Raw genomic sequence first — 26756 nt, forward strand, 5'->3', positions numbered from 1 at the left:
GCGCCTACATAAACTTCTTCAGAGAACAGAAATGAGACTGTCCCGCTTTTTCACCGACACCCCGCTGAGCCTCGGCGATCACGAACTGCCCGAAGCCCAGGCGCATTACATCAGCCGTGTGTTGCGCATGGGTGAAGGCGATGCCGTGCAACTGTTCGACGGCTCTGGCCAGGAGTTTAGTGGCACCTTGCTGGAAGTCGGTAAAAAACGCGTCACCGTGCAACTCACCGATAGCTTTGCCGGCCAAGCCGAATCGCCCCTGCATATTCACCTCGGCCAGGGCCTGTCCCGGGGCGAGCGCATGGACTGGGCGATCCAGAAGGCCACTGAATTGGGCGTCAACGCGATCACAACGATCTTCAGCGACCGCTGCGAGGTACGCCTCAAGGACGAACGCGCCGACAAGCGCTTGCTGCACTGGCGCCAGGTGGCAATCAGCGCGTGCGAGCAATGTGGGCGCTCAACGGTGCCGGTGATTCACCCTCCGCTCTTGCTGGCAGACTGGCTCAAGCAAACCGAGGCGGACTTGAAGCTGGTGCTGCACCCGGTGGCAGAGCCGATGATCAGCCACGCCAAGCCATCGAGCCTGGCGTTCTTGATCGGTCCCGAAGGGGGGCTCACCGATAATGAAGTCGCGACCGCCCAAGACGCCGGCTACCACGCCGCTCGCCTCGGCCCGCGGGTGTTGCGTACCGAGACCGCCCCCGTCGTCGCACTCTCCGTCGCCCAACAACTCTGGGGCGACTTCTAACCTCCCCCTGTAAACCCAATCAACTGTGGGAGCTGGCTTGCCTGCGATAGCGGTGTTTCAGGCAGTTAACTTACAACTGACAGACCGCTATCGCAGGCAAGCCAGCTCCTACAGTTTTATCGGGTTACCCAAGGCTTACTCCACTGGGTCACTCACCGGCTTGGCGATGATCGCTTTCAACTCGCTGGTCATCGGGAACTCCAGGTTCAAGCCCTTGGGCGGAATCGGCTGCTCGAACCAGCGCTGGTAAATCCCGTTGATCTCTCCCGAGCGGTACAGCTCGCCCAGGGTTTCGTTGACCACCGCGAGAAACTGCGGGTCATCCTTGCGCACCATGCAGCTGTAGATCTCCCGCGACTGCTCCTCGCCGACCACCACCCAGTGATGCGGGTCCTTGGCCTTGGCACGCTCGCCGTAGAGCAACGCGTCGTCCATATAGAACGCTACGGCCCGGCCAGTCTCGAGCATCTTGAACGCTTCGCCATGGTCCTTGGCGCTGATCACGAACATATTGGCTTTGTGTTCAGCGTTATAACTTTTGAGGAAGCGCTCATTGGTGGTGCCGGCAGTGGTCACCACATTTTTGCCCGCTAGGTCGGCAAAGCCTTTGATCCCGCTGTCCTTGGCCGTCAGCAACTGGCCTTTTACGTAGATAAACCCGTAGGAGAACGCCACTTGCTTCTGCCGTTCAGCCGTCACGCCGGTTGAGCCGCATTCCAGATCGACAGTGCCGTTCTGCACCAGAGGGATGCGGGTTTGGGACGTCACCAGGTTGTATTTCACCTTGAGGTCGCCCACTGAGGTTTTCTGCTGGATACGCTCGACAATCTTGTTTGCCAGGTCCACCGAGTAGCCCATCGGTTTACCACTGCTATCCCCCACGTAGGAAAACGGCACCGACGCATCGCGGTAACCCAGGGTGATGGACTTGGCGCTGGCGATCTTGCTCAAAGTGCCCGCCAGCGGCGCTTCGGTTGCATGCGCCTGCGCGCCCCACAAAAAGCCCAGGGTGCAGCCGGTCAACAGGATCTTTTTCATTGTTATTCTCCGTTGGTCTTTGAGGTTATTTACGTACTGCAATCACGCTGATTTCCACCAGCACACTCGGCCGCGCCAGCTCTGCTTGCAAGGTAGTGCGCGTGGGCGCCATGCCTGGCGAGAGCCATGCGGACCAGACATCATTCATCGGTGCAAAACCGGCACCGATGTCCTTCAGGTAAATCGTGGCGTTGAGTAAGTGATCCTTATCGCTGCCCGCCTCGGCCAACAGCGCGTCGATCCTGGCCAGCACTTGCCGGGTCTGAGTAGCCACATCCAGGCCGTCGCCCGGTACCTGGCCCGAAAGGAACACCAGGTCCTTGAACGTCACGGCGCCGCTGAGTCGTTCGTTGCTATTGATTCGGGTAATGGTCATGGCTGCATCCTCAAGCGGCGCGGGGCGTCAGGCCCTGCATATCAATGGAAGGGGGGCGCTGGTCGATCAGCTCGGCCAGCAGTTGGCCGCTGCCGCAGGCCAGGGTGAAGCCCAGTGCGCCATGCCCCAGGTTCAGCCACAGGTTGCGGTAGGCGCTGGCACCGATCAATGGCACGCCCGTCGGTGTTGCCGGGCGCATACCGGCCCATTCGACCGCCTGGGCGTAGTCACCGGCCAAAGGAAACGTTTCCAGCGCCTGACGCTTTATCAACGCCAGGCGCTTGGGCTCAAGACGCGCATCAAAGCCGACAATATCCACCATGGCCGCGATCCGCAGTTGCTCACCTATGCGTGCATAGACGATCTTGCGGTCGTAGTCGGTGATGCTTACGTTCGGTGCTTTGTGCTGCTCGCCGATCGGCACGCTCAGGCTGTAGCCCTTGAGCGGATACAGCGCCAGCGACAAGCGCGGCAATGCCAGCTCGGCACTGCGATGCCCGGCAGCCAATACCAGTTGATCGACCGGCATCACTTCATGGCCCAACTCGATGGCCTGCACCGCACCGTCGGCGTGACGAACCCCGGTAACCTTGCGCCCCAGCAAAAATGTGCAACGCCCGGACGCTTCCAACCTGGCGGCCAGGCGTTGGCAAAAGGCATGACAGTCCGCAACTTCTTCACTGGGCGTATAGATGCCTCCGACAAAATCCCGCGCCGCCAAGGAAGGTTCCAGGCGCTGGCAGTCGGCCATCGACAGTACCTGCTGCTGCAGGATGTCTGTGACGTTGGCGCGCGCACGCTCAAAGGTCCCGGCATTACGGAAGGTCACCAGCTTGCCGTTGCACCGCCAGTCGAAGCCGTCCAGCCGATCGTCGACACGCCATTGCTGCAAGGTGCCTTGGCTCAGGCTCGCCAGCCGCAGCAAGTGGGCAGCGTTGCGCTTGTTCACCGAGCCCCGGCATGCGCCGACGAATGCAGCCATCCAGCGCCATTGCCGGGGGTCGAGGCGAGGGCGCAGCTTGAGCGGAGAGTCCCCACGCAACAGCCACCCCATCGCCTGCAGCGGCACGCCCGCGTCGGCCAGCGGTGCAACATAGCGATAGGACAGCTGCCCACCGTTGGCGAAACTGGTTTCGCTCCCCAGGGTGTCACGGGCGTCTATCACCGTGACCTCGTGGCCTGCCCGCACCAGTGCGTAAGCACTGGCCAGGCCGATGACCCCACCACCGATGATGCAAACCTGCCTCGCCATCCCAGCCCCCGACCGTTGATTAACTGAAGGCCAAGCGTAGGCGCAGGTGACAGGCCACCGACAATGAATAAAGATGGGTCACCTATAAACAAAGGTTATGGACCTGCCATGCGCTTGCGTCATATCGAAATCTTCCAGGCCATTCGCCAGACTGGCTCGATCAGTGCCGCCGCGCAGTTGCTGCACGTCTCGCAACCGGCGGTGACCAAAGTGTTGCAGCACGCCGAATTGCAGCTGGGCTTTGCGCTGTTTCTGCGTGTACGCGGCAAATTGCAACCCACGCCGGAAGCCCTGGCGCTGGAACGCGAAGTCGAGAAAGTCACCGAGAGCTTGCAAGGTGTACGGCGCCTGGCCAAGAGCCTGCGCCGCGCCCCAGGGCAAAGCGTACGCATTGGTGCGATACCCGCGCTGGCCCTGTCGCTGCTGCCTCCAGCGATTCTGGAATGGAAGCGCGAATACCCCGACATGGCTTGCGAGCTGTCCAGCGACCATAGCCGTGAGCTGGTCCAGAAGCTGTTAATGCGCGAAATCGACCTGGCGCTGACCCTCAACTTTTCCGGCCATCCCGGGTTGACCACACAGGTGTTGGCCAATGGCGTGCTGGTTGCATTGGCGTCCAAGGGCTATTGGTCGGCGGCTGAAATCAACCGGCCATTGCCACTGAGCGAACTGGCGGGCGCGCCATTGATCGGGCTCTCCAGTGCCGATCCGCTGGCGACCAAGCTGGACAGCTACCTGGAGAACGTTGATCCACCGCCACGGGTGACCATCTCGGTGCAAACCTATTCCCTGGCCCGGGCGATGGTGGAGTCCGGTGCCGGCTTGACGGTGATCGACCCCTTTACCGCCCTCGGCGCATCGACGGCAAACACCTGTATCCGCACCCTCACGCCCCCCCTGCCGATCACCCTCTACGCCCTGACCCGCGGCGATGAGCCACCGCCGCATATGCTGGCCAAGCTGCTGCAGATTTTCGGCAATCGTGCCCGTGAGTTGCTCGAGCGCCTTTAAAGAGCAGCCACCAGCATTCACAGCACGTAAAGCATGATCGCCACAAAATGCAGGAGGCTGCCGCCAATCACAAACAAATGCCAGATGCCATGGGAATGACGCAGGCGATCTTCCAAGGCAAAAAAGATGATGCCCACGGTGTACAACACCCCACCCGCGGCCAACCAGATAAACCCTGCCGTGCCCAGCGCCGCGATCAGCGGCTTGACCGCCACCAGCACGATCCAGCCCATTACCGCGTAGATCACGATGGACAGAATCCGCGCCTCCGAGCGCGGCTTGATCTCTTGCAGGATGCCAATCACCGCCAGCCCCCACACGATCCCGAACAGCGTCCAGCCCCACAGCCCGCGCAGGCTTACCAGGCAGAACGGTGTGTAGCTGCCGGCGATCAACAGGTAGATCGAGAAGTGATCGACCTTCTGCATGATCTCTTTTCGCCGCCCCCGCACGCTGTGGTACACCGTCGACGCGCTGTACAGCACCATCAGGGTAAAACCGTAAATCGCCACGCTGACGATTTTCCAGGGACTGCCGTCCAGGCTTGCCACTACCAACATCCATACGGCGCCAATACACGCCGCGACTGCACCGAGCAAATGGCTCCAGGCGTTGAACCGTTCCCCGTGATACATCTATCGTTGACCTCCCCTCACCGTTGACGACTGTCGGCAAGCCTCCAGCCTTGCGTATCAGAGTGCAAGCGGCGTGTGACGTTCCAGCGACGAGGGCCGCGTTTGCAGGCACAATCGAGCGCAATCGAACAAGAGCCCAAGGCCATGCTGATCGACGAAGAATTCACTCTCAAGAAGCTGGAGATTTTCCTGGCGTTCATGCGCACCGGCAACCTGGCCCGCGCGGCCGCCGAGTTGCAAACCAGCAATGTCAGCGTGCACCGCGCCATTCACTCCCTGGAAAGTGCCCTGCGCTGCCCGCTGTTCAAACACGAGGGGCGCAACCTCACCCCGCTGGAAAGCGCCTACGTGCTCGAAGAGCGTGCGCAAAAACTGGTGGCTGATGTGGTCGACAGCGTGCGCCTGACCCGCGAAGCCGCCGGGTTCTCGGCCGAACGCTTCAAGCTCGGCTCGCTGTATTCGCTGACGGTCAAGACCGTGCCGCAGTTGATCATGGGTCTGAAAATCAGGCGCAGCGAACTCAATATCGACCTGATCCTGGGCTCCAACTTCGACCTGCTCTACAAGCTCAAGAACATGGAGGTGGACGCGATCCTCATCTCCCTCGACGAACACGCCCACGACCCCGACTGCGAGCAAATCGCGCTGTTCAGCGATGACATCTTCCTCGCCACCCCGGCCGATTCGCCCCTGGACCGAGATCAGGAAATCGACCTGGCCGACGTGCGCGATGCCACCTTCATCACCCTCACGCAGGGCTTCGCCACGCATCAGGACGGCAACCGGGTGTTCCATCAGGCCGGGTTCGAGCCGAAGGTTGCGATGCAGGTGAACGATATCTTCACCTTGCTGAGCATGGTCAGCTCGGGGGTGGGTTATGCACTGCTGCCGGGGCGAATTGCAGCGGTGTATGAGAACCGCGTGAAGCTGATACCGCTGCAACCCAGGTATCGGTTGCAGCAGCAGATCGGTGTGGTGTTTTTGAAAGCCAAGGAGCGCGATCCGAACCTGCTGGCGTTATTGGCGGAGTGTCGGATGTATGCCAATCGCCAAAGCTGAGGACGATTGCTCCCACGCTCTGCGTGGGAGCGCAGCTTAGGACGCTCCGCGTCCGCTTTTTGACCGTGACGCAGAGCGTCACAAGAGGCGTTCCCACGCGGAGCGTGGGAACAATCATCCCCCGTCAGCCCACCAACCCACGCATCAGCAAAAACAACAACGACGGCCCCAACAAACACCCCAGCGCCGTATAGAACGCCGCCGTCAAACACCCATAAGGCACCAGCTTCGGATCAGTCGCCGCCAGGCCGCCCGCCACACCGCTGGAGGTGCCCATCAAGCCACCGAAGATCACCGCACTGCGTGGGTTGTTCAGCCCGATCAGCGGCGCTACGAACGGCGTCATCACCATCACCAGAATGGCCTTGATCAACCCCGCGGCAATGGACAGCGCCATCACCTCGGAGCTGGCCCCAATCGCCGCACCGGTCACCGGGCCGACGATATAGGTCACGGCCCCGGCACCGATGGTGGTGAGGCTCACCGCATCGGTGTACCCGAACGCCATCGCCACCCCGACCCCGGCAACGAACGACGAGCCCACGCCGACAAACAGCGCCAGTACACCCACGTAGCCGGCGCGTTTGAGCTCATCGACACTCACACCAAACGCCGTGGCGACAATGGCAAAGTCCCGCAACATCGCACCACCGAGCAGGCCGATGCCCGACAACAGCGGAATATCCACCACACCCTTGGAACCACCGGTAAACGCACCGCCCACATACGACAGCGCCAACCCCAGCAGAATGGCAATGGCCGAACCATGCAGGCGCCCCTTGGTGAAGGTATCGGAGATCCAATAAGACACCCACATGGTCAGGCCGATCACGGCGAAACCACTGATCAAGCCGTAGCCGGTGATCACTTTCATCATCGATTCGTACATGGCGATCACCCGGCGTCTTTGGTGGGAACAGGAGCAACCGGCTCGCGGTTACCGATACGCACCAGCACGGGCACCAGGGCAAAGCCGAGCACCACGGCGAGGGTCCCGGCCAGAATCGCCATAGGCCCACCGCTGATGGCGCCATACACGTTTTGCTGGGCAGCCATCGCCACCACAATCGGGATATACACCGCCGCCCAGAAACTCACGCCTTGCTCTGACTTGCCGGTAAACAGGCCGCGTTTGCTCAGGTAGCTGCCCAGGCCGATCAACAGCAGCATGGCAATACCCACCCCGCCGACGTTGGCCGGGATACCCAACAGCTTGCCCAGCAGTTCACCCACCAACAGCCCTGCCAACGTGCAGAACGCCAAAAAAGCCACACCGTAGATAATCATGGTTGTTGTCCTCAAAGTGCTCGTTCGAAATTGTTGTTTTTGTGCTTCGAAAGCCTCGGGTACTGCGTTATCGGTGGCGGCGCTCCTCCTCTTGCAGCAGGGCCTGCAAGGTGTCCAGGCGGGCGCCTTCGCAGGCGATCACCGTGCCTTGTTCAAAAACACGGCGTGACAGACCGGTGAGCACCGCGCCCGGAGGCAGTTCGATTTGCAGTCGCACACCGCGCTCGTAGGCGCTCTGCACCGTGCCGCGCCAATCGACAACGCGGCACATATTGAAGGCCAGGTCGTCACGCAGTTGTTCGGGGTTGTGGATAGGTCGCGCGCGGGTGCTGCTCAGGTAAGTGATGCGCGGCGCCTTGAGTGGGACGAAGGCTTGGAACAGTGCCTGGGCGGGTTGCTCCAGCAACGGGCAGTGAGACGGCACGCTGACCGCCAGGCGCTTGGCGATGCCGTTGCCTTTGATGCGCTCGGCAACCCGCTTCATCCCCTCGTTGCTGCCGGCGATGACGGTCTGGTTATCGGCATTGATATTGGCCAGGTACACCGGCGTTTGCGCGTTGTGGATATCCGCCAGCAGCGCTTCGACACTGGAGAGATCAGGGCCGATCAGCGCCGTCATGCCATAGCCCTGTGGATAAGCCTGCTGCATCAGTCCGCCCCGCAGGCTGACCAGTTTTATCGCATCAGCAAAACCCAGGGAGCCGGCGATCACCGCAGCCGGGTAGGCGCCGATGGACAGGCCCGCCACGTAATCCGGCGTGCACGCCAATTGCCGGGCATGGGCCACGCCGGCGATCAACAGGCACAGTTGCACAGCCCGCGTCGATTCCAGCGCCTGCGCCGAGTCGAGCAGACGAACTTCTTCACCCAGGGCATCACTGGCCTCTTGCAGAATGTCGGCCGGCAGCCCCTGGAGCATGCCGCTGCGTTGGGCGCCCTGCCCCGGAAACACCAGAAGGCTGCTCATGCCACGGTCTGCCAAGGGTCGAGCACAAGGTGCGCACCGCTGACGGTCTTGAGCAGTACACGGCGTGAGGGCCCGGCCCATTCGCGCAAGGCGACGGCGCCGAACGGGGTTTGCAGTTGCAGGTCGACGGCGCAGGGCGCGGTGTCCAGGATCGCCAACAACGCTTGCGCCTCGCTACGACCTAAAGGATTGGGCGTGCACAGAATCAAATCCAGGTCACTGTTGGCATGCAGCGCTTCAATGCCACTGGCCAATTCAAACCCGGCACTGCCGCTGACGCCCCAGTCTTGCTGCGCCAGCACCGGCCGCAGTTGATCGAGGGCCCGCAGCGCCGGTAAATCCCGTGGTGAGAGCACCTCGCGCAAGGCTTGCGGTACCACCCGCCGATGCACCGCCGCCACGGGCATCCGGGCGGCAAAACGCTGCTCACGCAAACGCCCACGCACACCGACCGCCACATGGTCCGGCTCGGCGATGGCACGCCGCACCACCACCGGATGCCCGGCACGGATCGCCTCCCGCACCCAGACCGGGGCATCGGCAGGCAGATGCGCCAGGGTCATGCCCCAGAGCAAGTCGTGGGCGTTCACCATTGCTCCCGCAACAGCTGGCGCACGTGGCTGGAGGCAGCCCGGTTGGTCGCGCCGAGGCGTGAACTCAAGTCGGTACTGCCGATATCCTTGACTGCCTGCACCAGGCAATCGCTGACCCGCGCCACGTCATCCGCCGTGGGTTGTTCAATCTGGGTGACTGACAACGTCTCCCACAGCAATCCCAGGCTGGCATAGCTGTCGATGTCATAGGCCATCGGCGGCACGCTGGCGGCCAGGGTTTCCAATTCTTCGACGCTGCGCAAGGTCACCCGGGCGGCCGAGGCTTTGCCCATGGCATGCACCATCACGCCGGGGTCGCGCAGGGCAATCAGGCGATTGGCCTGGTAGCCGTGGGCGAGGAACGCGCCCGACATGGCCTTGCCCACCAGCAGGGCGATCACCGGGTGGCCGGCAAGCCGAGCGCGTGCGTAGCTGTCAGCCGCGGCGGCCAGGGCCTGATGAATGCCCAGGGCCTCTTCGCGACGGCCATAGGCTTGGCTGGGTACGTCGACGATAGCGATGATAGGACGCTTGTCACCCCGGGCGATGGCTTCGTCCACCGCCTTGGCCAAGCCCCAGCCTTCCAGCAGGCCGACTTCGCCATTGCGGGCGCGGGGGAAGCGGTTGTGCGGGTCGGGAACCACGGCGATATAGCGCACCGCCTGTTCACCCAATACTCCATCCGCCACTTTCAATGAGCCCGGCAAACCTTCCACCGGCGTTGCGTTGGCGCTCAACGCGTTGAACCACTGCAAGCCCCTCATGAGCGTTCTCCCTCATACAGCGCGCGAACAGTCGCCGGCTCGATTTGCGCGCTCGCGTCCAGTTCGGCCAGGCGCGCCAGGTAAAAATCAGCGCGCCGGCTGCGCGGTTGTGCGGGTATACCTTGCTGCAACAGTGTGCTGACGGTCTGCTGGATCTGCGCCACATCGTCCGCCACATAACGGTCGGCCAAGCCGCTGTTGAAGCGTTGCTCGCCACCGGTAAGGCTCCAGATAAAGGGGCGGTCACGGGAGTCGTATTCCTCCAGGCCAGCCTCCTGCTCAATCACCTGGGGGCCATTCAAGCCCAGGCGTGCTTCGCGAGTGACCACCAGGTAGCTGCACAAGCCAGCCGCAATGGACATGCCCCCAAAGCAACCGACACTGCCGGCCACCACGCCGATCACTGGCTGATACTGGCGCAGGTCGACAATCGCCGCGTGAATGTCGGCAATGGCGGCCAGGCCCAGGTTGGCTTCCTGCAAGCGCACCCCACCGGTTTCCAACAGCAACACGGCGCAGGTGGGGATGCCGTTGCGGTTGTCTTCGGCGGCCAGCTCCAAGGCGCCCGCGATTTTTGCGCCGCCAACTTCACCCAGGCTGCCGCCCTGGAAATTGCCTTCGATCGCGGCAATCACTACAGGCTTGGCGCCGATGCTGCCCTTGGCGATCACCACACCGTCATCGGCCTGGGACACCACGCCTTGGCGGCTGAGCCACGGCGACATGACCCGCTGGAACGGGTCGATCAACTCGCGGAAGGTGCCTGCATCCAACAGCGCCTTGGCGCGCTGGCGGGCACCGAGTTCCACAAAGCTGTGTTTAGCGAGTAGGTCAGTCATGGCCGATCTCCTCGAAACCTTGCTCCAGGCGCAAGCGCACCACACCGGGCGTGGCACCGAAGTCGTGGATATCAATGTTCAGGGCCGGCGGCGTCTGCTCCTGGAAGATGCGTTCGAACAGGTGCTGCCAGCGTTGCTGCGCGCCATTGACCGAGGTTTGCACCTGGATGGTCAAGGTGCCGGGCGTGCCCGGCTCCAGCAGCACTTCCAGGTCGCCCGAGCCGACGCAACCCACCAGCGCACGGCCTTTGGGGGGCTGCCCGGCGGGGAATTCAAAGGATAAGGTTTCCATCACAACGCTCCGTCGAGGCGGTCGATAAACAGGCAGGCGGCCAACAGGTCGGCGGCGCCGCCGGGGGAGGCATTCAAGGCCAGCAGTTGCAGGTCCAGCTCATGCAGTTGGCGGCGTCCGGCCAGGGTTGCACTGCCACCGGCGTCGAGCACGGCTTGGGCGCCCTGTTGCATGGTGGCCAGGCCTTCGGTACCGGCGCGGTAAAGCACGCAGGTGTCTGCCAGGTCCGTCATGATCGCCAGCAAAGCATCCAGGCGGGCGTTCTGCTCACCGGCGTTTTCGCGGCGGCTCTTGTGCAGTTGCGGCAGGCCGCGTTGAATCACCGAAGGGAAGCCGAGCTGGGCTTCTTCACGGGCACCGCGTGCGCCGTAGCGCTGCGCAACCTGGGCCCCATGGCTCATGGGCTGCGGGGCGAAGCGGTCGTTGAGCAGGGCCAGCTTGGCGGCGGTCAGGGTTATGGCACGCGGTTCCAAGGCCACCGCAGCGGTGAGCAACCCCAGCGCCCAGATCGCACCGCGATGGGTGTTCACGCCCTGGGTGGTGGCGAGCATGGCCTGCTCGCCTTCCCGGCCAATACGCCCGAGCGCCTCGCGCAGGGGCAGGCCGACTTCGCCGATGTCGAGCGCGGCCTCGGCCATTTCCTTGAACATCGGCCACAGCGACAGCGCCGAGGCGTGCATCAGCCCCAGGTGCAAATCGCTGTGGGCGCCGTTGCCGCGCCGGTCCACCAGAGCGGGTTTGGGCGACAAATCCGCTTCGTCGATCAGCGCATCCACGGCCATATCCGCCAGGCGATCGGCCAGGCTCAGTTCATGCTGTTTGAGCGCGCGCATTTACCAGCTCCTGAATTTGGCGGGCGGGTTGTAGAGGCCACCAGACCAGTCCACCAGGTCGGCCACGCTCTTGGCGGCCAACAACTCGCGGGTGGCGTCGGTGCGGCGAATACCCAAGTCTTCGGGCAAGGCAATCAAGCCTTCGCGGCGCATACGCGCAGTGTCCTTGGGGTTGTGGCGCATACCGATGGCGGTCACCCCGGCGACGGCGGCGATCATTGCCTGGCGTTCTTCCAGGGAGCGCGCCTTGTACAGGTAGGCGATGCCTTCTTCGGTGAGCAAGTGGGTGACGTCGTCGCCGTAGATCATGATGGGCGCCAGGGGCATGCCGCTTTTGCGGGCCACTTCCACTGCGTCCAAGGTGTCGACAAAGGTCGGTTTGCCGCCTTCCTGGAAGGTCTCGACCATTTGCACCACGAGTTTTTTGCCGCGTTCAAGCAAGGCCTCAGGCGCATCGTCGTGGCGCATATCCAGCCAGGCCGGTGTGCCATGACGGCGGCCCCGTGGGTCGTGGCCCATGTTCGGCGCGCCACCGAAACCGGCGAGGCGGCCACGGGTCACGGTGCTGGAATGCCCGTCGCCATCGACTTGCAGGGTGGCGCCGATAAACAGGTCCACGGCGTATTGGCCGGCGAGTTGGCAGAACATGCGGTTGGAGCGCATGGAGCCATCGCGGCCGGTGAAGAACACATCCGGGCGTGCGGCAATGTAGTTTTCCATGCCCAGTTCGGTGCCGAAGCAATGCACACTCTCCACCCAACCGCTTTCAATCGCCGGGATCAATGTGGGGTGCGGGTTGAGTGTCCAGTTGCGACAGATCTTGCCTTTCAGACCCAGGGATTCGCCGTAGGTGGGCAGGATCAATTCGATGGCAGCAGTGTTGAAGCCGATGCCATGGTTGAGCGACTGCACATTGTGTTTTTCGTAGATGCCACGGATCGCCATCATCGCCATCAACACATGCACCGGCTTGATATGGCGCGGGTCGCGGGTGAACAGCGGCTCGATGTAGAACGGCTTGTCGGCCACCACCACGAAATCCACCCAACTGGCGGGAATGTCGACGCGAGGCAAGTCGGTAACGTCGTCCACCAACTGGTTGACCTGCACGATGACGATGCCATCGCTGAAGGCAGCGGGTTCGATCAGCGCCGGGGTGTCTTCGGTGCTGGCGCCGGTGTAGATATTGCCGGCGCGGTCAGCCATGAAGCCGGCAGAAAGCACCACGTTGGGGATCAGGTCCACCACCAGCCGGGCGTAAAGTTCGATGTAGGTGTGGATCGCGCCGATTTCCAGCAGGCCGTCTTCCAGCAACTGGCTGATGCGCAGGGATTGGGTGCCGGCGAAGGAGAAATCGAGCTTGCGAGCGATGCCCTTTTCAAACAGGTCCAAGTGCTCGGAACGCCCGACACTGGGCATGATCATGTGCAAATCGTGGAGCTTGGCCGGGTCGGCCTTGGCCAGGGAGCGCGAGAGAAAATCGGCCTGCTTCTGGTTGTTGCCCTCCAGCACCACGCGGTCGCCGGGGAGGATCAGGGCTTCAAGGGCCTCGACGATCTTGTCACTGGGCAACACCGCCCCGTCTGCATACTGTTTGACTAGCCCGAGCCGCCGCTGCTTCTCGTCGCGCCGCCGCGTCCAGCGCGAGTCGGGGGTGATGGTTGTTGTCATGGTCGCTCCACGGGGGGTTGCTGTCGTGGGGCTAACCTTAGGAGTGAAGCGCAAAGGCATCAATCAAGCTGGAGGACGAACCGTTACGCCTGGAGTAACGAAGATCAAACTGTGGGAGCTGGCTTGCCTGCGATAGCTGTAGGTCAGCTACTGGGATGTTGACTGACAGGCCGCTATCGCAGGCAAGCCAGCTCCCACATGGGTCGGTGGTGTTGGTTAGATAGCGGTCCCTGATTGGGGCCGTTTCAAGAAGCTGGGGACGGGCTGACTTGCTCCAATGCGCTATCGATCAGCAACTGCCCCAACTCGGCCATTTGCTGGATCCCCAGCATGATGGCGCGCTGGGAAGTGTCCAGGTCGAAGGCCAGATCGCAGGTGAGCGCATTGAGCGAGGACAGGGTTTCGCTGGCATTGACCAGCAGGGTTTCGTTGTCTGGGTGGGGGTTTACGGTGAAAAGGGGTGGATTGGGCGTAGGTTTGACCATGATTTACAACTCCGATATGTGATGGCGGCTGCCCTCTCTCCGCTTGCACGCGAATGAAGGTGGCAGCTGTACGCAGGTGTGCAAGACCGGGCATATCGGACCCCGGCAGACTCCGAAGAATCTCCCACGCACAGCCGCCATAACGAGTACAGCAGGCATAAAAAACGCCCGTTGAATGGCTATGGGCGTTGGTGCGCCGACATGTAACCGGACCTGCACGTCCGTGTCAGCGTTTTTTGCGATGACGGGACGAAGACTAGGCGTGCGGACCTCTCACCACTAGTTCATGCACGGCCCAAAATCTTGCAGGAAAAATCCGAAGCCTTTTATGTCGAAGGGCATGCAGGAAGTTTCATACAGCGTTTTGGGGTTGTTGCTTGGAACTGGTCCTTCTAGCCTTCGCGGTTGAATGCCCATAGTCGAAGGACGCACCAACATGCCGATGCACAACCCACCTCACCCAGGTGAAATTTTACTTGAGGACGTTATCCCAGCCTTGGGTATCACCATTACCGAGATGGCGCGACGCCTTGGTTTCGCCCGTGAGACTTTTTCAAGGATCCTGCATGGCCACGCCCCGGTCAGCCCGGACCTTGCCGTTCGGTTGGAACGGGCCGGCGTGAGTACTGCCCAGTTATGGTTGTCGATGCAAAGTGCCTACGACTTATGGCAGGCCGAGCATCGGGAGCAGCCAGTGATTGAACGGTTTGCGCGGATTGATTGAGACCTGGAGATGAGCGCAGCTCAGTGTGGGAGCTGGCTTGCCTGCGATGGCGGTGGGTCAGTGTTTAATGCAGTGACTGAAACACCGCTTTCGCAGGCAAGCCAGCTCCCACAGTGGATCTTCATAGGACTCAGGATCAGGCCAGGCCGGACTCTACCAGCAGCGCTTCAAGCCCCATCAAGTCCGGCACCTTCGCCACCTGCTCGCCCACTTGCACCGCCGCCAGTTCCAGCGGGCACAGGGGGACGTCCACGTAGCTCAATTCGCTGTCGAGCTTGTACGAGCGGGGAATACCCTGGATCACCAGAGCAATGAACTTCAAGGTCGGCCGCCCGCCCAGTGCATTCAACACCACGATGCGCGAGCGTTCGCCCGTCATGCTGGCTTCGCCGCAGGCCGCTTCAAAGCTGATCAGCGGAATCTGTCGATCACGCCACGTGACCTGCCGCAGGTACCACGGCGGCGCGTCACTGGCCGGTTCGCCGCGCTGAAAGTCGATCAGTTCGGCGACGGCAACGTTGGGCAACACCAGGTGGCGGTCGGCCAGGGGCAGTAGCAGGCCGGTGAGTTGGCTGGTGCGGTGTTCAAGCATGGGACTTGCTCCAATAGGCGATGCTCTCCAGCAGCACCGACTCTTGGTACGGCTTGCCGAGGTAGTCGTTGACGCCAATGGCCATGGCGCGGTCGCGGTGTTTCTGGCCGGTGCGTGAGGTGATCATGATGATCGGCAAGCGCATCAGGCGTGGGTCGTTGCGTATCTGAATGGCCACTTCGAAGCCGTCCATGCGCGGCATTTCGATGTCGAGCAGCATCAGGTCCGGGGTGTGTTCTTCCAGGATGGCGAGGGCGTCGATACCGTCCTTGGCGGTGAGCACGTTCATGCCGTTGCGCTCCAGCAGGCGGCTGGTGACTTTGCGCACGGTGACCGAGTCGTCCACCACCAGCACCAGCAGCGGGCGTTTTTTCAGTGGGTCGTTGAGGACCAGCGGCGCATCCACTGCCTGGGCCGGCAAGGCCGGTTGCCGAGCGCGGATGTGCGCCAGCAGGTCGATGATCAGCACCACATGGCCGTCGCCCAGGATGGTCGCGCCGGTCACGCCCTGCACCCCGGAGAATTGCGGCCCCAAGCCCTTGACCACGATCTCGCGGGTACCGGCCATGGCATCCACGTGCACCGCCACGCGGCGTTCATTGCAATGCACCAGCAGCACCGGCACAGGCTGGTACTGGCCCAGCAGTTTCGGGCGGCTGGCGGTGTGCAGCAGGTCGCCGAGGTAGAACAACTCGTAGCGCTGGCCGCCATATTCATAGTGCGCCGGGTCTTGCTGGTAGTGCCCCGCCAACTCGTGGGGCAGCACGCGCACCAGGCCTTCGATGGTGTTGAGGGGGATCGCGTATTGGTCGTCCGCGCAGTGCACCATCAGCGCACGATTGACCGACACGGTAAACGGCAGGCGAATGCGAAAATGCACGCCCATGCCCGGCGTCGAGTCGATCACCATGGAGCCGCCGAGCTGGCGCACTTCTTCATGCACCACGTCCATGCCCACGCCGCGCCCGGAAATCTGGGTGATTTTTTCGGCGGTGGAAAAGCCCGGCTGCAGGATGAACTGCAACACGTCACGGTCGCTGATCTCTTGATGGGGCGCGAGCAGGCCGCGCTTGATCGCCTTGCGTCGCACCGCTTCGAGGGGCACGCCGGCGCCGTCGTCGCGCATGTCGAAGACGATGTCGCCGCCTTCGTGGGTCAGGTCCAGGGTGATGCGGCCCTTCTCCGGTTTGCCCGCCGCCAGCCGCACTTCGCGCGACTCCAGGCCGTGGTCGACGGCGTTGCGCAGCATATGCTCCAAGGGTGCCGCCATGCGCTCCAGCACATTGCGGTCCATCTCGCCTTCGGCATTGCCGACGATAAACTCCACGTCCTTGCCCAACTCGCCCGCCACTTGCCGCACGATGCGCTTGAGGCGTGGCAACATGCGCTCGAAAGGCACCATGCGCGTGCGCATCAGGCCTTCCTGCAACTCGGTGTTGATACGCGCCTGTTGCTGCAGCAGGTTGTGGGCATCCTGGTTGCGGCGCTCAAGGGTGTCCTTGAGGTCGAGCAGGTCGGAGGCAGATTCGGACAGCGCACGGGCCAGCTGTTGCAGCTGCGAATGGCGGTCCATTTCCAGCGGATCGAATTCTTCGTAGCCCAGGCGTTCGGCCTCGGCTTGCTGGCGGCTCAGGAGGCGGCCCTGGGTTTCGCTGTCGAGCCGGCGCAGCTGGTCGCGCATGCGCTCGATGGTGGTTTCCATCTCACTCAAGGCAATGCGCGCATCCTTGACTTGCTGCTCGATCCGCCCACGGAAGATCGAGGTTTCGCCGGCGAGGTTGACCAGGTCATCGAGCAAGTCGGCAGAGATTTTCACCATGTCGGCAGCCGGATCGGCGACCACTTCGGCCTTGCCAGCCGGCAGCGCCACCGGTGTGACCGGCTCATCACTGGGGTGCACCAGGCTCTTGATGCGCTCGATGAGTTTATCCACCGAACCCACCGGCAGACCCTCGGCCACGGCGTCGATCATCTGCGCCAGGCGGTCATGGCAGCCTTGCAGCAGTGCGAACAACTCAGGGGTCGGCGCGAGCAAACCGGCGGACAGCCCTTCGTAAAGAAATTCCAGCTCATGGGCCAGATCGCCGATTGGCCCGATCTCGACCATACGCGCACCGCCCTTGAGGGTGTGCAGGTCCCGCAGCAGGGTTTCCACTTCTTGGCGATTGCCCGGCTCGCCCTGCCAGCGCACTAACGCGCTGCCTGAGCTGTCGAGGATATCGGTGGCTTCTTCGAGGAAGATATCCAGCAATTCCGGGTCGGCACCCGAGGCGGCTGCCACCGCAGCCGGCGCTGCCGGGCTGCTGGCCTGGCGCAACTCCCGCAACCTTTCGACCAGCTCGACGCCGTCACTCAAGGGTTGCTGCTGTTGCAGTTCGTCCAACTGTTGGGCCAAGCGTTCGTGGCTGGCCATCAGTGCCTGGGACAGCTCCACGGAATAACTGTAGCGGCGATCCACCAGCCCCTCATAAACGCATTCGAGCTCATGGGCCAAGTCGCCCACCGGGTCGATTTCGGCCATGCGTGCGCCGCCCTTGAGGGTGTGCAGGTCCCGCTGCAACGAGGACAAGGGCGCGGCGTTTTCGGGTTCCAGCAACCAGCGCTTGAGCGACTGCCCGGCGCTGTCGAGGATGTCTACGGCCTCTTCAAGAAAGATCTCGACAATCTCGTCGTCCATCGCGGTGGCGTGATCCAACTGCGCAGTAGCCGCGCCCAACTCGGAGATACTCAGGGCGCGGCTGCCGTCGCTTTTGATCAGGCCCGTGGCGGACGGGTCCAAGGCTTCGTCCAGCAACTCGCGCAACGCCTGCAGCCGTGCGGGCGCGGGGCTGACTTCCTGGCCGGCGGCCAACTGGTCGAGCATGTTGATCAGCGCGTCGTGGGCCTGTTCGGCCTCGTGGAAGAACCGGGCGCTGACCGCCAGGCTGCTTTCTTCTACCGCGCCATACAGGTCGAGCAAGGCCTCGCACAACGCGTCGATAGGGTGCAGGTCGGCAAGGTGAGCGCCCTCGCCCAACGTAGTCAGCTCGTCCAGCAATGCCGTGAGCTCCTGACGGTCGCCGGGGTGATGCTGCCAGCGGCGCAGCAGGCTTTCGGCGTCGAGCAGGATGTCCATGCCCTGGGCCAGGAAGTTGGTGATCAAGTGCGGGTCACGCTTGACGCGCAGGCCGGTCGTGGGCGCGTCGAGCAAGGCGGCAAGTTGATGCTCCAGCAGGTGTTGGGTGCGGCTGATCACGCTGGCCGCACCGTGGATCGGTGCCAGGGGATTGTTGTCCAGGTCACGCACCCCGCGCTGGAACAGCCCCTGTGCCTCAAGCAACAACGCCACTTCGTCCTTGTCCAGCGGCAGGCGGTGGGCCTTGTACTCACGGGTGAGGTGATCCAGCGGGCGCGCCAGCTCGGCGATGGGCAACACGCCGGCCATGTAGGCGCTGCCCTTGAGGGTGTGCAAGGCGCGTTGCAGTTCATCGCTGACCTGCAGCGGCACCTGCTCGGCGGCCTGTTGCAGGAAGTGGCCGAGGCTGTCCAGATGGCCCTGGGCTTCGTTGCGGAAGATCTCCAGCAGCATTGGGTCATGGGGCTCGGTGGTCGACGTTGCAGCGCCACTGGCCAGGGCATGGGCACGGGCGGCCAAGGCGTCGGCTTCATCGCGCTGGCGTTGATCGTCGCTGGCAAAATCGGCGATCAGCTCCGGCAGCAGGGCCACGGTCTCATCCAACACCTGCTGCACCTCAGGGCCAAGGACTAAGCTGCGTTCCAGCACGCGATTGAGCAGGTTCTCCACGGCCCAGGCCAGCTCGGCCAGCACCAGGGCGCGCACCATGCGGCCGCTGCCCTTGAGAGTATGGAAAGCCCGGCGCATTTCGCCCTGGGCGGCTTTGTCCGCGCTGTCGGGCAGGTAGCGATGCAGCACGTCGAGGACTTCATCGGTTTCTTCAAGGAAGACTTCGCGCAATTCATCGTCAATCGGTTCCTCGCCGGCCGGCGGCGGCAACAGGCTGCCTGGACGCTGCAAGGCCGGAGGGTTGAGACGTGATGCAGGGCTGGCCAAGGCATCGAATTGGGATTGGTTTGATACGGCCTCGGAGGACAGTGCCCCCTCGGGCGCGACCAGGGCCTGGCGCCAGGGTTTTTCCACCGGCAGGTAGCCCAATGCATTCAAGCCCTGGGTGGCCAACTCCAGCACTTTTTCCCCTGCCGCGTCAGGGTCTTGAAGCATGCGTTCGAGGTAGTACTCCAGGCTACTGACCACCTCGGCAAAATGCGCCAGTTGTGTCGCCGAAGGGGCGGCTTCATTGACCATCAACTGCTCATCGACGTAGTCGGTGCAACCGCGCATCAGGCTCGCCGCACGCGGCAAGGGAATCATCGCCAGGGCACCACGTACCTGGCTCAGCAGCTCGGGCAAGGACTCCAGGCGCTGACGATCCCAATCAGCCTCAATGCAGTCGATCACCAGTTCCTTGGCTTGGCGCAGGCACTGGCACGACTCACGAATCACCAACTGATGGATCTGGGTCAGGTCGGTGGTGGGCAAGCGGCTGTCTTCACGGCTTTGCGGTTCGACAGTGCTGATCATCCCGGCCAACGTCGCTTCGACATACAGCAACGCACCGGCCACATCCATCAACACCGCGTCATTGGGTTCGCGCTGCCCCTGGACCAGGCTCAACACCACAGCGAGTTGGTCGATGATCACTTTGCGCGGCTGGCCGAAACCCAGTACCGCAAGGGTATCGGCGATCTGCCGCAGCGGCGCCAGCAAGGGGTCGAGGTCCTGGGTGTGCTGGCGATCACTGCGCACGAACAGATCCAGGCGCTCCTTGACCCGCACCAGCTCCTCACACAACGCGCCGAGCACCGAGCCCATGGCATTGCGATCCGGCCCGGCCAGCCGTGCACGTTCAGCGTCGACCACGGCGCTGTCGGGCAAGGCTTCGTCCAAGCCGTAGCGTTCCTTCAGGCTTTGCATGCGCGGCGTCGGCCGGGTGACTTTGGCGACGTAGAACAGCAGGCTCTTGAGCAAGTCGTCCGGCGCCGGCTGGTTGATGCCATTGATGCCTTGAACCAGCAAGCGCTTGAGTTGCTTGTCGCTGGCCTTGAGCAGGCTGCGCAGCGCCGGGCTGTTGGCGACCACGCCGGTGAGCATGCCTTCGACCAGCGCCGAGGTGACCTGCCACAACGGCAGCAGCGGCGCACCCTGGCACAGCGCTTCAAGGCGTGCGAACACCCGCGCCATGTCTTCCAGGTTGCTGGGGCCGTGGTCTTCACGCAGCAACCCGGCGAGGGCTTGTTGCAGCAGGTGGCGCCACTGGCGCAACTGCTCATGCAGATCCGGCGTGGCCCGTTGGGCCAGGGCTTGCTCAGGCAACGGCTCGATCGACAGCAGTTGCGGGCTGAACAGGCTGGTTTCCGATAGCAGGCTTTCACCACGGGCGCTGCGCAGGTCGTTGAGCAGCGGCAGCACCACCAGTGGCAGGTCGCGGCGGGCACTGTGCACGCGGTCGAGGTACAGCGGCAATTGGCCGAGGGCTTGTTGCAGCAGGCGGATACTTTCATCGCGCTGGCCGACGTGCCCGGCCTGGAGCGCAAGGGCCAGTTCTTCGATCTCTTCGGCCAGCAGCGCCGCGCCGTAGAACTCGACCATTTGCAGCGCGCCATGCACCTGGTGGATACCGGCCAGGCATTGGTTGAGGGCGTCGTCGTCAAGGGTTTCAACGTACGCGTCCAGCGCCGACCGGGCCTGTTTCAGGGTTTCGGCAATATCGCCCTTGACCCATTCGAGGGCCACGTAGTCGTGCCGATCAACCATAACTGCTCCGCTTAGAATTCATGAGTTGCTGGTATCTCACAAACAATGGAGATCCGATGTGGGAGCTGGCTTGCCTGCGATAGCGGTGGGTCAGCACTATATCTGTATCTGACAGACCGCTATCGCAGGCAAGCCAGCTCCCACAGTTGGACTGTGGTGTTCTTCAGGTCGTATTTCAATCATCGACCTGCTTGGGCGGCGGCAAGGTGAAACCCGATACTGACCTGCGCAACTGGCTGGCCATCTTCGCCAGGTTACCAATGCTTTCGGCGGTGGCGGTGGAACCCGACGACGTCTGGGTGGTGATCTGCTGGATCACGTTCATGGTCAGGGAAATCTGCCCCGCCGATGAGGTCTGTTGCTGCGCCGCGTTGGAAATACTCTGGATCAGCGCCGCCAGGGTTTTGGACACGCCTTCGATCTCTTCCAGCGCCACCCCGGCGTCCTGGGCCAGGCGCGCGCCGCGCACCACTTCCGTGGTGGTCTGTTCCATGGAGATCACCGCTTCGTTGGTGTCGGCCTGGATGGTGCGCACCAGGGTTTCGATCTGCCGGGTGGCCGCCGAGGAGCGTTCGGCCAACCGTTGCACTTCATCGGCCACCACCGCAAAACCGCGCCCGGCGTCACCGGCCATGCTGGCCTGGATCGCGGCATTGAGGGCGAGGATATTGGTCTGGTCGGCGATATCGTCGATCAGGCTGATGATGTCGCCAATTTCCTGGGACGACTCGCCCAAACGCTTGATGCGCTTGGCCGTGTCCTGGATCTGCTCGCGAATGTTGTCCATGCCGTGGATGGTGTTGTGCACCACCTCGTTGCCTTTGTTGGCGATCTCTACCGAACGTTCAGCTACCGCCGAGGATTCGGCCGCGTTGGCCGATACCTGGTCAATGGACTGCGCCATCTGGTTGATCGCCGTGGACGCTTCGGCAATCTGCTGGGCCTGATGCTCCGATGCCTGGGCCAGGTGCATGGCGGTGGCCTGGGTGTCCTGCACCGCACCGGCGACCTGCCCGGCAGTGAGGTTGATGGTGGCGACCAGGTCGCGCAGTTGGTCCACGGAATAGTTGATGGAGTCTGCGATGGTGCCAGTGAAGTCTTCGGTGACCGAGGCGGTGACGGTAAGGTCGCCGTCGGCCAGGTCTTCGATTTCATCCAGCAGGCGCATGATCGCGTTCTGGTTGCGCTCGTTCTTCTGCGCGGTTTCATGCAGTTGGCGGTTGGTCTCGCGCACCATGACCAGGCCGATCAGGATGATCGAGGCCAGCGCCAGCAAGCCCAGCACGTAACCACCGATGGTGTCGAAGCTGCGCCCGCTGGCGAGGTTTTCAAAACCCGTGGCCAGGTGCGAGGCTTCATCGAGCAAGGTTTGCGACAGGTTGAAAATATTGCTCGCCGAGGCGCGCACCTGGAACAACTGTGGCGAGGTCTCGAGAATTTCATCCACGGAGCCGGAGACAAATTCGAACAGCTCGGCGATGTCCGCCAGCCGCGCACGGGCGTCCGGGTCTTCGACCTGGGTGATACGCAGGCCCGGGTTGCCGTTGAGCATGCCATTGAGCACCACGCCAAAACGGTTGGCATCGCGGCCAAAGGCATCGGCGGCCTGCACGGCGGTTTCATCCCCCGCCAGCACCGTGTTGACCGCCCCCAGGATACGTTCGGCCAGCAGCGACTGGCGTTGGGCCAAGGCAACTTGGCTGGCCGGGGCGCCGCGTTGCAGCAGGATATCCACGACCTTTTCCGACTCGATCTGCAGTTGCGGCACGGTTTCGGCCAGGGTCGCCGCCACCTGGTGCAACGACAATACGGTCTGCTCGCTGGCCAGGATGGCGTCGGTGTTTTTGAGCAGCGCCTCCCAGTCGGTCTGCACCGCCCGCATTTCGGCGCGCACCGCACTGGGCGCCGCCGGCAAGCCAGTTTGCGGGTCACCTTTTTTCAGGTAACCCCAGCGCTGGGCAAAATCGTTGCGCGCATCGCCCAGCAGCTTGAACGCCGCCGCTTTCCCGGCAGCGGCCTCGGTGGCGTTCTTGGCAATGCGCTGGGACAGCACGCGCAGCTCACCGGCGTGGCCGATGTACTGTTTATCGTAGGTGGACTGGGTGTTGAGGTACGCGAAGTTGGCGAACAGCAACATGATGAACACGATCAAGGCGATAAACAGCACGATGATCTGCGAACGGCTGCGCGAAGCGGCCTGGGGTTTGGGCGCGGTAGCGGTACTCATGCGGCAACATCCATGAAGCCAGGGGCCTGGGCCAGGGCGAAGGGGCTGAAGACTTGCCATTGCGGCTCGCCGTCGAACTGGCCCTGGATAAACGGGGCGCTCGAGGCGGTGCTCGCCACCCAGGCGTCCAATGGGAAATGCTGCATGCCTACCACCTCGTCTACCAGCAGCCCGACAAACAGGTCGTTGAACTCCACCACCAGCACCCGCCGTTGCTTGCGCGCCCTGGACAACTCAAGGCCCAGGAAACCGCCCAGGTCCATCACCGGCAGCAAGCGCCCGCGCAGGTTGGCCACGCCCTTGACCCAGGGTTTGACCCCCGGCATCAAGGTGCAGCGCGGCTCATGCAACACCTCGGCGACTTCGCCCATGGGCGCCACGTAGGCGTTTGGCCCTACGCGGAAAGCGATGCCGCTCCAGCGTTGCAGGCGCGTTTCCTGGGACGGCAGGTCCGCGGCCAGCAAGCGGCAGCGGCGGTCGATGTCCAGCAACAGCTCAAAGGCGGTTTGCGACTCGGTCATGATCGCAAGCCTTAGCCGGCCAGCACCTTGTTCAGGGTGGCAATCAGGGTCTCTTCATCCACAGGCTTGGTCAGGTAATCCTTGGCGCCCTGGCGTGCGCCCCAGATCTTGTCGGTTTCCTGGTCCTTGGTGGTGATGATGATAATCGGGATACCGTTGGTTTCTGGCTCCTTGGACAACTGGCGCGTGGCCTGGAAGCCGTTGAGGCCGGGCATCACGATATCCATCAGCACCGCGTCGGGCTTTTCCTGGCGGGCCAGGGCCACGCCGTCCGCGCCGTTTTCGGCCTTGAGCACCTGGTGGCCATGCTTTTCCAGCATGCCGGTGAGTTTGTACATTTCAGTCGGCGAATCGTCGACGATCAGAACACGTGCCATGGTTTTCCCCGCTACATTGGTCGGCGCCGGCCCTCGTGAGGCGGCGTCAGTGTGCTTGTTCTACTGCGGCGAACCCAGGCACATAGGCCTTGATCGCCCCCAGCAGTTCTTCCTTGCTGAAAGGCTTGGTCAAAAATTGATCGACACCCACGATGCGCCCCTTGGCCTTGTCGAACAGGCCGTCCTTGGAGGACAGCATGATCACCGGGATCGACTTGAACGCCGGGTTGTTCTTCACCAGGGCGCAGGTCTGGTAGCCATCCAGGCGCGGCATCATGATGTCGACAAAGATAATGTGCGGGTGATGATCGACAATACGAGCCAGGGCGTCGAAACCGTCGATCGCCGTGATGACCTCGCACCCCATGTTCTTCAACAGCGTCTCGGCGGTGCGGCGGATCGTTTTCGAATCGTCGATCACCATCACCTTCAAGGCGTTGGAATGCTGTTCCATATCTGCTCTACCATCGCCACAGCGAATCGGTTTTCGGTGTGTACTGCCTGATGTTGCACAGGATGAACGCCGCAAGCCTTGGAATTCAAGGGCTGCTGCGCCGTGCCAGCCTTTTTAGCACAGTCTCCAAGCGCAATCTATCGAGGCACCCACCCAGTGGTTTTTCCTTGACCCACAACAGCCGCAGCGCCACTCTGACGCCACTTTTATGCGCCCCAATTTGCTAGAGGAAATCCCCCATGAGCGTTCGCGTCGGCATTGTCATGGACCCTATCGCCAGCATTTCCTATAAAAAGGACAGTTCGCTGGCCATGCTCCTGGCCGCCCAGGCCCGCGGCTGGACCTTGTTCTATATGGAGCAGCGCGACCTTTACCAGGGTGAAGGCGAGGCCCGCGCACGCATGCGCCCGCTGCAGGTGTTCGCCAACCCCGAGAAGTGGTTCGAGCTTTCTGACGAAATCGACAGCCCCCTTAGCGACCTCGACGTGATCCTGATGCGCAAGGATCCGCCGTTCGACATGGAATTTGTGTACTCCACCTACCTGCTGGAGCAAGCCGAACGGGCCGGCGTGTTGATCGTCAACAAGCCGCAAAGCCTGCGTGACTGCAATGAAAAGCTGTTCGCCACCCTGTTCCCGCAGTGCACACCACCGACCGTGGTCAGCCGCCGCGCCGATGTACTGCGTGAATTCGCCGCCAAGCATGGCGACGTGATCCTCAAGCCGCTGGACGGCATGGGCGGCACCTCGATCTTCCGTCACCGCGCCGGCGACCCGAACCTGTCGGTGATCCTCGAAACCCTGACCGCCCTGGGCACCCAGCAGATCATGGGCCAGGCCTACCTGCCGGCGATCAAGGACGGTGACAAGCGCATCCTGATGATCGACGGCGAGCCGGTGGATTACTGCCTGGCGCGCATCCCGGCAGCCGGCGAGACCCGTGGCAACCTGGCCGCCGGTGGTCGCGGTGAAGCGCGGCCGTTGTCGGACAAGGACCGCTGGATCGCCGCTCAAGTCGGTCCGACCCTGCGGGAAAAAGGCCTGCTGTTTGTCGGACTGGACGTAATTGGTGAGAACCTCACTGAAATCAACGTCACCAGCCCGACCTGTATTCGCGAGATCGACAATGCATTTGGTACGAACATCGGCGAAATGCTGATGGCCGCCATTGAGCGCAAGCTAAAAGCCAAGTGACATAGAACAGCCGGACACATACCAACATTGCGTTATCATGCGCCACCTGTGAAACGCGCGATGTTGGTTTTCTTGTCATGACACTCCCGTCCGATCTGCCCCCCGAATTCACCCATAGCGGCGTGCGCCCGGCTGATCGTCTCGGTTTTACCCTGTTTCTCGCTGCGCTGATTCACCTCGCCCTGCTCCTGGGCGTGGGGTTCACCCTGGTGGAACCCAAGCAGATCACCAAGACCCTGGAAATCACACTTGCTACGTTCAAGAGCGAAAAGAAGCCCGAAAAGGCTGACTTTCTCGCCCAGGAAAACCAGCAAGGCAGCGGCACCCTCGACAAGAAAGCCGTGCCCAAGACCACCGAAGTGGCGCCCTTCCACGACAACCAGGTCAAGAAGGTCACCCCACCGCCGGCGCCAAAGCCCGAGGTCAAGCAGGCCACGCCCAAGGCTGCGGTAGCCACCGTCGCGCCCAAGCCGCAAAAAGCCCCGACCCAGCGCGAAAAGGCCAAGACCGAACCCAAGCCCGAGCCAGTGAAACCTGCGCCGACGTTCGACAGTTCGACGCTGTCCGACGAAATTTCCAGCCTCGAAGCCGAACTGGCCCATGAACAACAGCTGTATGCCAAGCGCCCGCGCATCTACCGCCTGAACGCGGCCTCGACCATGCGCGACAAAGGCGCCTGGTATAAGGACGAGTGGCGCAAGAAGGTCGAACGCATCGGCAACCTCAACTACCCGGACGAGGCACGGCGCCAGCAGATTTATGGCAACTTGCGCTTGCTGGTGTCGATCAACCGTGACGGCTCGCTGTATGAAGTGCAGGTGCTGGAGTCCTCCGGCCAGCCGCTGCTGGACCAGGCCGCGCAACGCATCGTGCGCCTGGCCGCGCCCTTTGCGCCGTTCAGCGGCGACTTGAACGACGTGGACCGCCTGGAAATCATCCGCACCTGGCGGTTCGCCAAGGGCGACCGGTTGTCCAGCAACTGATCGCACAGATCGTTCCCACG

The 26756-nt window shown here is 62.6% G+C and carries 26 protein-coding genes; 6 read left to right on the forward strand and 20 right to left on the reverse strand.

Annotated elements, in window-relative coordinates; all coding sequences use genetic code 11:
• Nucleotides 1–31: 31 nt before the first annotated feature.
• Nucleotides 32–751 carry a 16S rRNA (uracil(1498)-N(3))-methyltransferase gene (locus GH769_RS22890; RefSeq protein WP_032902292.1) on the forward strand — a complete coding sequence of 240 codons (720 nt, stop codon included), beginning with the start codon at nucleotides 32–34 and terminating at the stop codon, nucleotides 749–751.
• A gap of 135 nt (nucleotides 752–886) precedes the next feature.
• Here GH769_RS22890 and GH769_RS22895 read toward each other — a convergent pair whose 3' ends face one another.
• From GH769_RS22895 to GH769_RS22905, 3 genes are read right to left on the reverse strand one after another with little or no spacing between them, the layout of a single operon-like run.
• A complete protein-coding gene (locus GH769_RS22895; protein WP_019817737.1) occupies nucleotides 887–1789 on the reverse strand; it encodes a transporter substrate-binding domain-containing protein in 903 nt (300 codons plus the stop codon).
• 25 nt (nucleotides 1790–1814) lie between these two features.
• Nucleotides 1815–2165: a RidA family protein gene (locus GH769_RS22900; protein WP_014720303.1), complete on the reverse strand. Its 351-nt coding sequence runs from the start codon at nucleotides 2163–2165 to the stop codon at nucleotides 1815–1817.
• A 10-nt stretch (nucleotides 2166–2175) separates the two neighbouring features.
• Complete coding sequence (locus GH769_RS22905; protein WP_014720304.1) at nucleotides 2176–3417, reverse strand: D-amino acid dehydrogenase; 1242 nt, start codon at nucleotides 3415–3417, stop codon at nucleotides 2176–2178.
• A 108-nt stretch (nucleotides 3418–3525) separates the two neighbouring features.
• On the opposite strand from GH769_RS22905, the gene GH769_RS22910 reads away from it, so the two are divergent.
• Entirely contained in the window at nucleotides 3526–4428 is a 903-nt protein-coding gene (locus GH769_RS22910) for a LysR family transcriptional regulator (RefSeq protein WP_020301904.1), read from the forward strand.
• Between the two features lie 17 nt (nucleotides 4429–4445).
• Here the strand turns inward: GH769_RS22910 and GH769_RS22915 are convergent, their stop codons facing one another.
• Complete coding sequence (locus GH769_RS22915) at nucleotides 4446–5063, reverse strand: hemolysin III family protein (RefSeq protein ID WP_032902291.1); 618 nt, start codon at nucleotides 5061–5063, stop codon at nucleotides 4446–4448.
• Nucleotides 5064–5207: 144 nt separating this feature from the next.
• On the opposite strand from GH769_RS22915, the gene GH769_RS22920 reads away from it, so the two are divergent.
• Nucleotides 5208–6122 carry a LysR substrate-binding domain-containing protein gene (locus GH769_RS22920; protein ID WP_014720307.1) on the forward strand — a complete coding sequence of 305 codons (915 nt, stop codon included), beginning with the start codon at nucleotides 5208–5210 and terminating at the stop codon, nucleotides 6120–6122.
• Between the two features lie 124 nt (nucleotides 6123–6246).
• Here the strand turns inward: GH769_RS22920 and madM are convergent, their stop codons facing one another.
• From madM to GH769_RS22970, 10 genes are all read right to left on the reverse strand, one after another.
• Nucleotides 6247–7011 (reverse strand): malonate transporter subunit MadM, encoded by a 765-nt coding sequence (madM, locus tag GH769_RS22925; RefSeq protein WP_003195023.1) that lies wholly within the window; start codon nucleotides 7009–7011, stop codon nucleotides 6247–6249.
• 5 nt (nucleotides 7012–7016) lie between these two features.
• Entirely contained in the window at nucleotides 7017–7409 is a 393-nt protein-coding gene (gene madL, locus GH769_RS22930; protein WP_020301908.1) for a malonate transporter subunit MadL, read from the reverse strand.
• Between the two features lie 67 nt (nucleotides 7410–7476).
• Nucleotides 7477–8376, reverse strand: coding sequence for a malonate decarboxylase subunit epsilon (mdcH, locus tag GH769_RS22935; protein WP_020301909.1), 900 nt, complete (start codon nucleotides 8374–8376; stop codon nucleotides 7477–7479).
• Nucleotides 8373–8969 (reverse strand): malonate decarboxylase holo-ACP synthase, encoded by a 597-nt coding sequence (locus GH769_RS22940; protein WP_019817743.1) that lies wholly within the window; start codon nucleotides 8967–8969, stop codon nucleotides 8373–8375. The genes mdcH and GH769_RS22940 overlap by 4 nt, the downstream gene beginning before the upstream one ends.
• The gene (mdcE, locus tag GH769_RS22945) at nucleotides 8963–9733 is read right to left on the reverse strand and encodes a biotin-independent malonate decarboxylase subunit gamma (RefSeq protein WP_032902290.1); all 771 of its coding nucleotides are present in this window, start codon (nucleotides 9731–9733) and stop codon (nucleotides 8963–8965) included. Before mdcE ends, GH769_RS22940 begins: the two co-directional genes overlap by 7 nt.
• Nucleotides 9730–10572, reverse strand: coding sequence for a biotin-independent malonate decarboxylase subunit beta (locus GH769_RS22950; protein WP_032902288.1), 843 nt, complete (start codon nucleotides 10570–10572; stop codon nucleotides 9730–9732). Before GH769_RS22950 ends, mdcE begins: the two co-directional genes overlap by 4 nt.
• A complete protein-coding gene (locus GH769_RS22955; RefSeq protein WP_014720312.1) occupies nucleotides 10565–10864 on the reverse strand; it encodes a malonate decarboxylase subunit delta in 300 nt (99 codons plus the stop codon). Before GH769_RS22955 ends, GH769_RS22950 begins: the two co-directional genes overlap by 8 nt.
• Complete coding sequence (locus GH769_RS22960; protein ID WP_032902286.1) at nucleotides 10864–11697, reverse strand: triphosphoribosyl-dephospho-CoA synthase; 834 nt, start codon at nucleotides 11695–11697, stop codon at nucleotides 10864–10866. The genes GH769_RS22955 and GH769_RS22960 overlap by 1 nt, the downstream gene beginning before the upstream one ends.
• Complete coding sequence (gene mdcA, locus GH769_RS22965; RefSeq protein ID WP_019817746.1) at nucleotides 11698–13368, reverse strand: malonate decarboxylase subunit alpha; 1671 nt, start codon at nucleotides 13366–13368, stop codon at nucleotides 11698–11700.
• A 245-nt stretch (nucleotides 13369–13613) separates the two neighbouring features.
• Complete coding sequence (locus GH769_RS22970) at nucleotides 13614–13853, reverse strand: DUF6124 family protein (RefSeq protein ID WP_032902285.1); 240 nt, start codon at nucleotides 13851–13853, stop codon at nucleotides 13614–13616.
• 436 nt (nucleotides 13854–14289) lie between these two features.
• Between GH769_RS22970 and GH769_RS22975 the strand changes: the two genes are divergently transcribed.
• A complete protein-coding gene (locus tag GH769_RS22975) occupies nucleotides 14290–14577 on the forward strand; it encodes a HigA family addiction module antitoxin (protein WP_032902283.1) in 288 nt (95 codons plus the stop codon).
• Nucleotides 14578–14713: 136 nt separating this feature from the next.
• Here GH769_RS22975 and GH769_RS22980 read toward each other — a convergent pair whose 3' ends face one another.
• The 6 genes from GH769_RS22980 to pilG all read right to left on the reverse strand — a co-directional run bounded on the left by GH769_RS22980 (nucleotide 14714) and on the right by pilG (nucleotide 24560).
• Nucleotides 14714–15169 carry a chemotaxis protein CheW gene (locus tag GH769_RS22980; protein ID WP_003195048.1) on the reverse strand — a complete coding sequence of 152 codons (456 nt, stop codon included), beginning with the start codon at nucleotides 15167–15169 and terminating at the stop codon, nucleotides 14714–14716.
• Nucleotides 15162–20981, reverse strand: coding sequence for an Hpt domain-containing protein (locus GH769_RS22985; protein WP_032902281.1), 5820 nt, complete (start codon nucleotides 20979–20981; stop codon nucleotides 15162–15164). The genes GH769_RS22980 and GH769_RS22985 overlap by 8 nt, the downstream gene beginning before the upstream one ends.
• A gap of 175 nt (nucleotides 20982–21156) precedes the next feature.
• Nucleotides 21157–23208, reverse strand: a complete 2052-nt coding sequence (locus GH769_RS22990; RefSeq protein WP_020301916.1) for a methyl-accepting chemotaxis protein — start codon at nucleotides 23206–23208, stop codon at nucleotides 21157–21159.
• On the reverse strand, nucleotides 23205–23729 hold the full coding sequence (locus GH769_RS22995; RefSeq protein ID WP_020301917.1) for a chemotaxis protein CheW: 525 nt from the start codon (nucleotides 23727–23729) through the stop codon (nucleotides 23205–23207). Before GH769_RS22995 ends, GH769_RS22990 begins: the two co-directional genes overlap by 4 nt.
• 11 nt (nucleotides 23730–23740) lie before the next feature.
• Nucleotides 23741–24106, reverse strand: coding sequence for a twitching motility response regulator PilH (gene pilH / locus GH769_RS23000; RefSeq protein WP_014720320.1), 366 nt, complete (start codon nucleotides 24104–24106; stop codon nucleotides 23741–23743).
• A 46-nt stretch (nucleotides 24107–24152) separates the two neighbouring features.
• Nucleotides 24153–24560 carry a twitching motility response regulator PilG gene (pilG, locus tag GH769_RS23005; RefSeq protein WP_014720321.1) on the reverse strand — a complete coding sequence of 136 codons (408 nt, stop codon included), beginning with the start codon at nucleotides 24558–24560 and terminating at the stop codon, nucleotides 24153–24155.
• A gap of 239 nt (nucleotides 24561–24799) precedes the next feature.
• Between pilG and gshB the strand changes: the two genes are divergently transcribed.
• Nucleotides 24800–25753 carry a glutathione synthase gene (gene gshB / locus GH769_RS23010; RefSeq protein ID WP_020301918.1) on the forward strand — a complete coding sequence of 318 codons (954 nt, stop codon included), beginning with the start codon at nucleotides 24800–24802 and terminating at the stop codon, nucleotides 25751–25753.
• A 77-nt stretch (nucleotides 25754–25830) separates the two neighbouring features.
• The gene (locus GH769_RS23015; RefSeq protein ID WP_014720322.1) at nucleotides 25831–26736 is read left to right on the forward strand and encodes an energy transducer TonB; all 906 of its coding nucleotides are present in this window, start codon (nucleotides 25831–25833) and stop codon (nucleotides 26734–26736) included.
• Nucleotides 26737–26756: the final 20 nt, after the last annotated feature.

It is taken from the genome of Pseudomonas sp. CFSAN084952 (assembly GCF_009648855.1).
Lineage (GTDB): Bacteria > Pseudomonadota > Gammaproteobacteria > Pseudomonadales > Pseudomonadaceae > Aquipseudomonas > Aquipseudomonas paracarnis.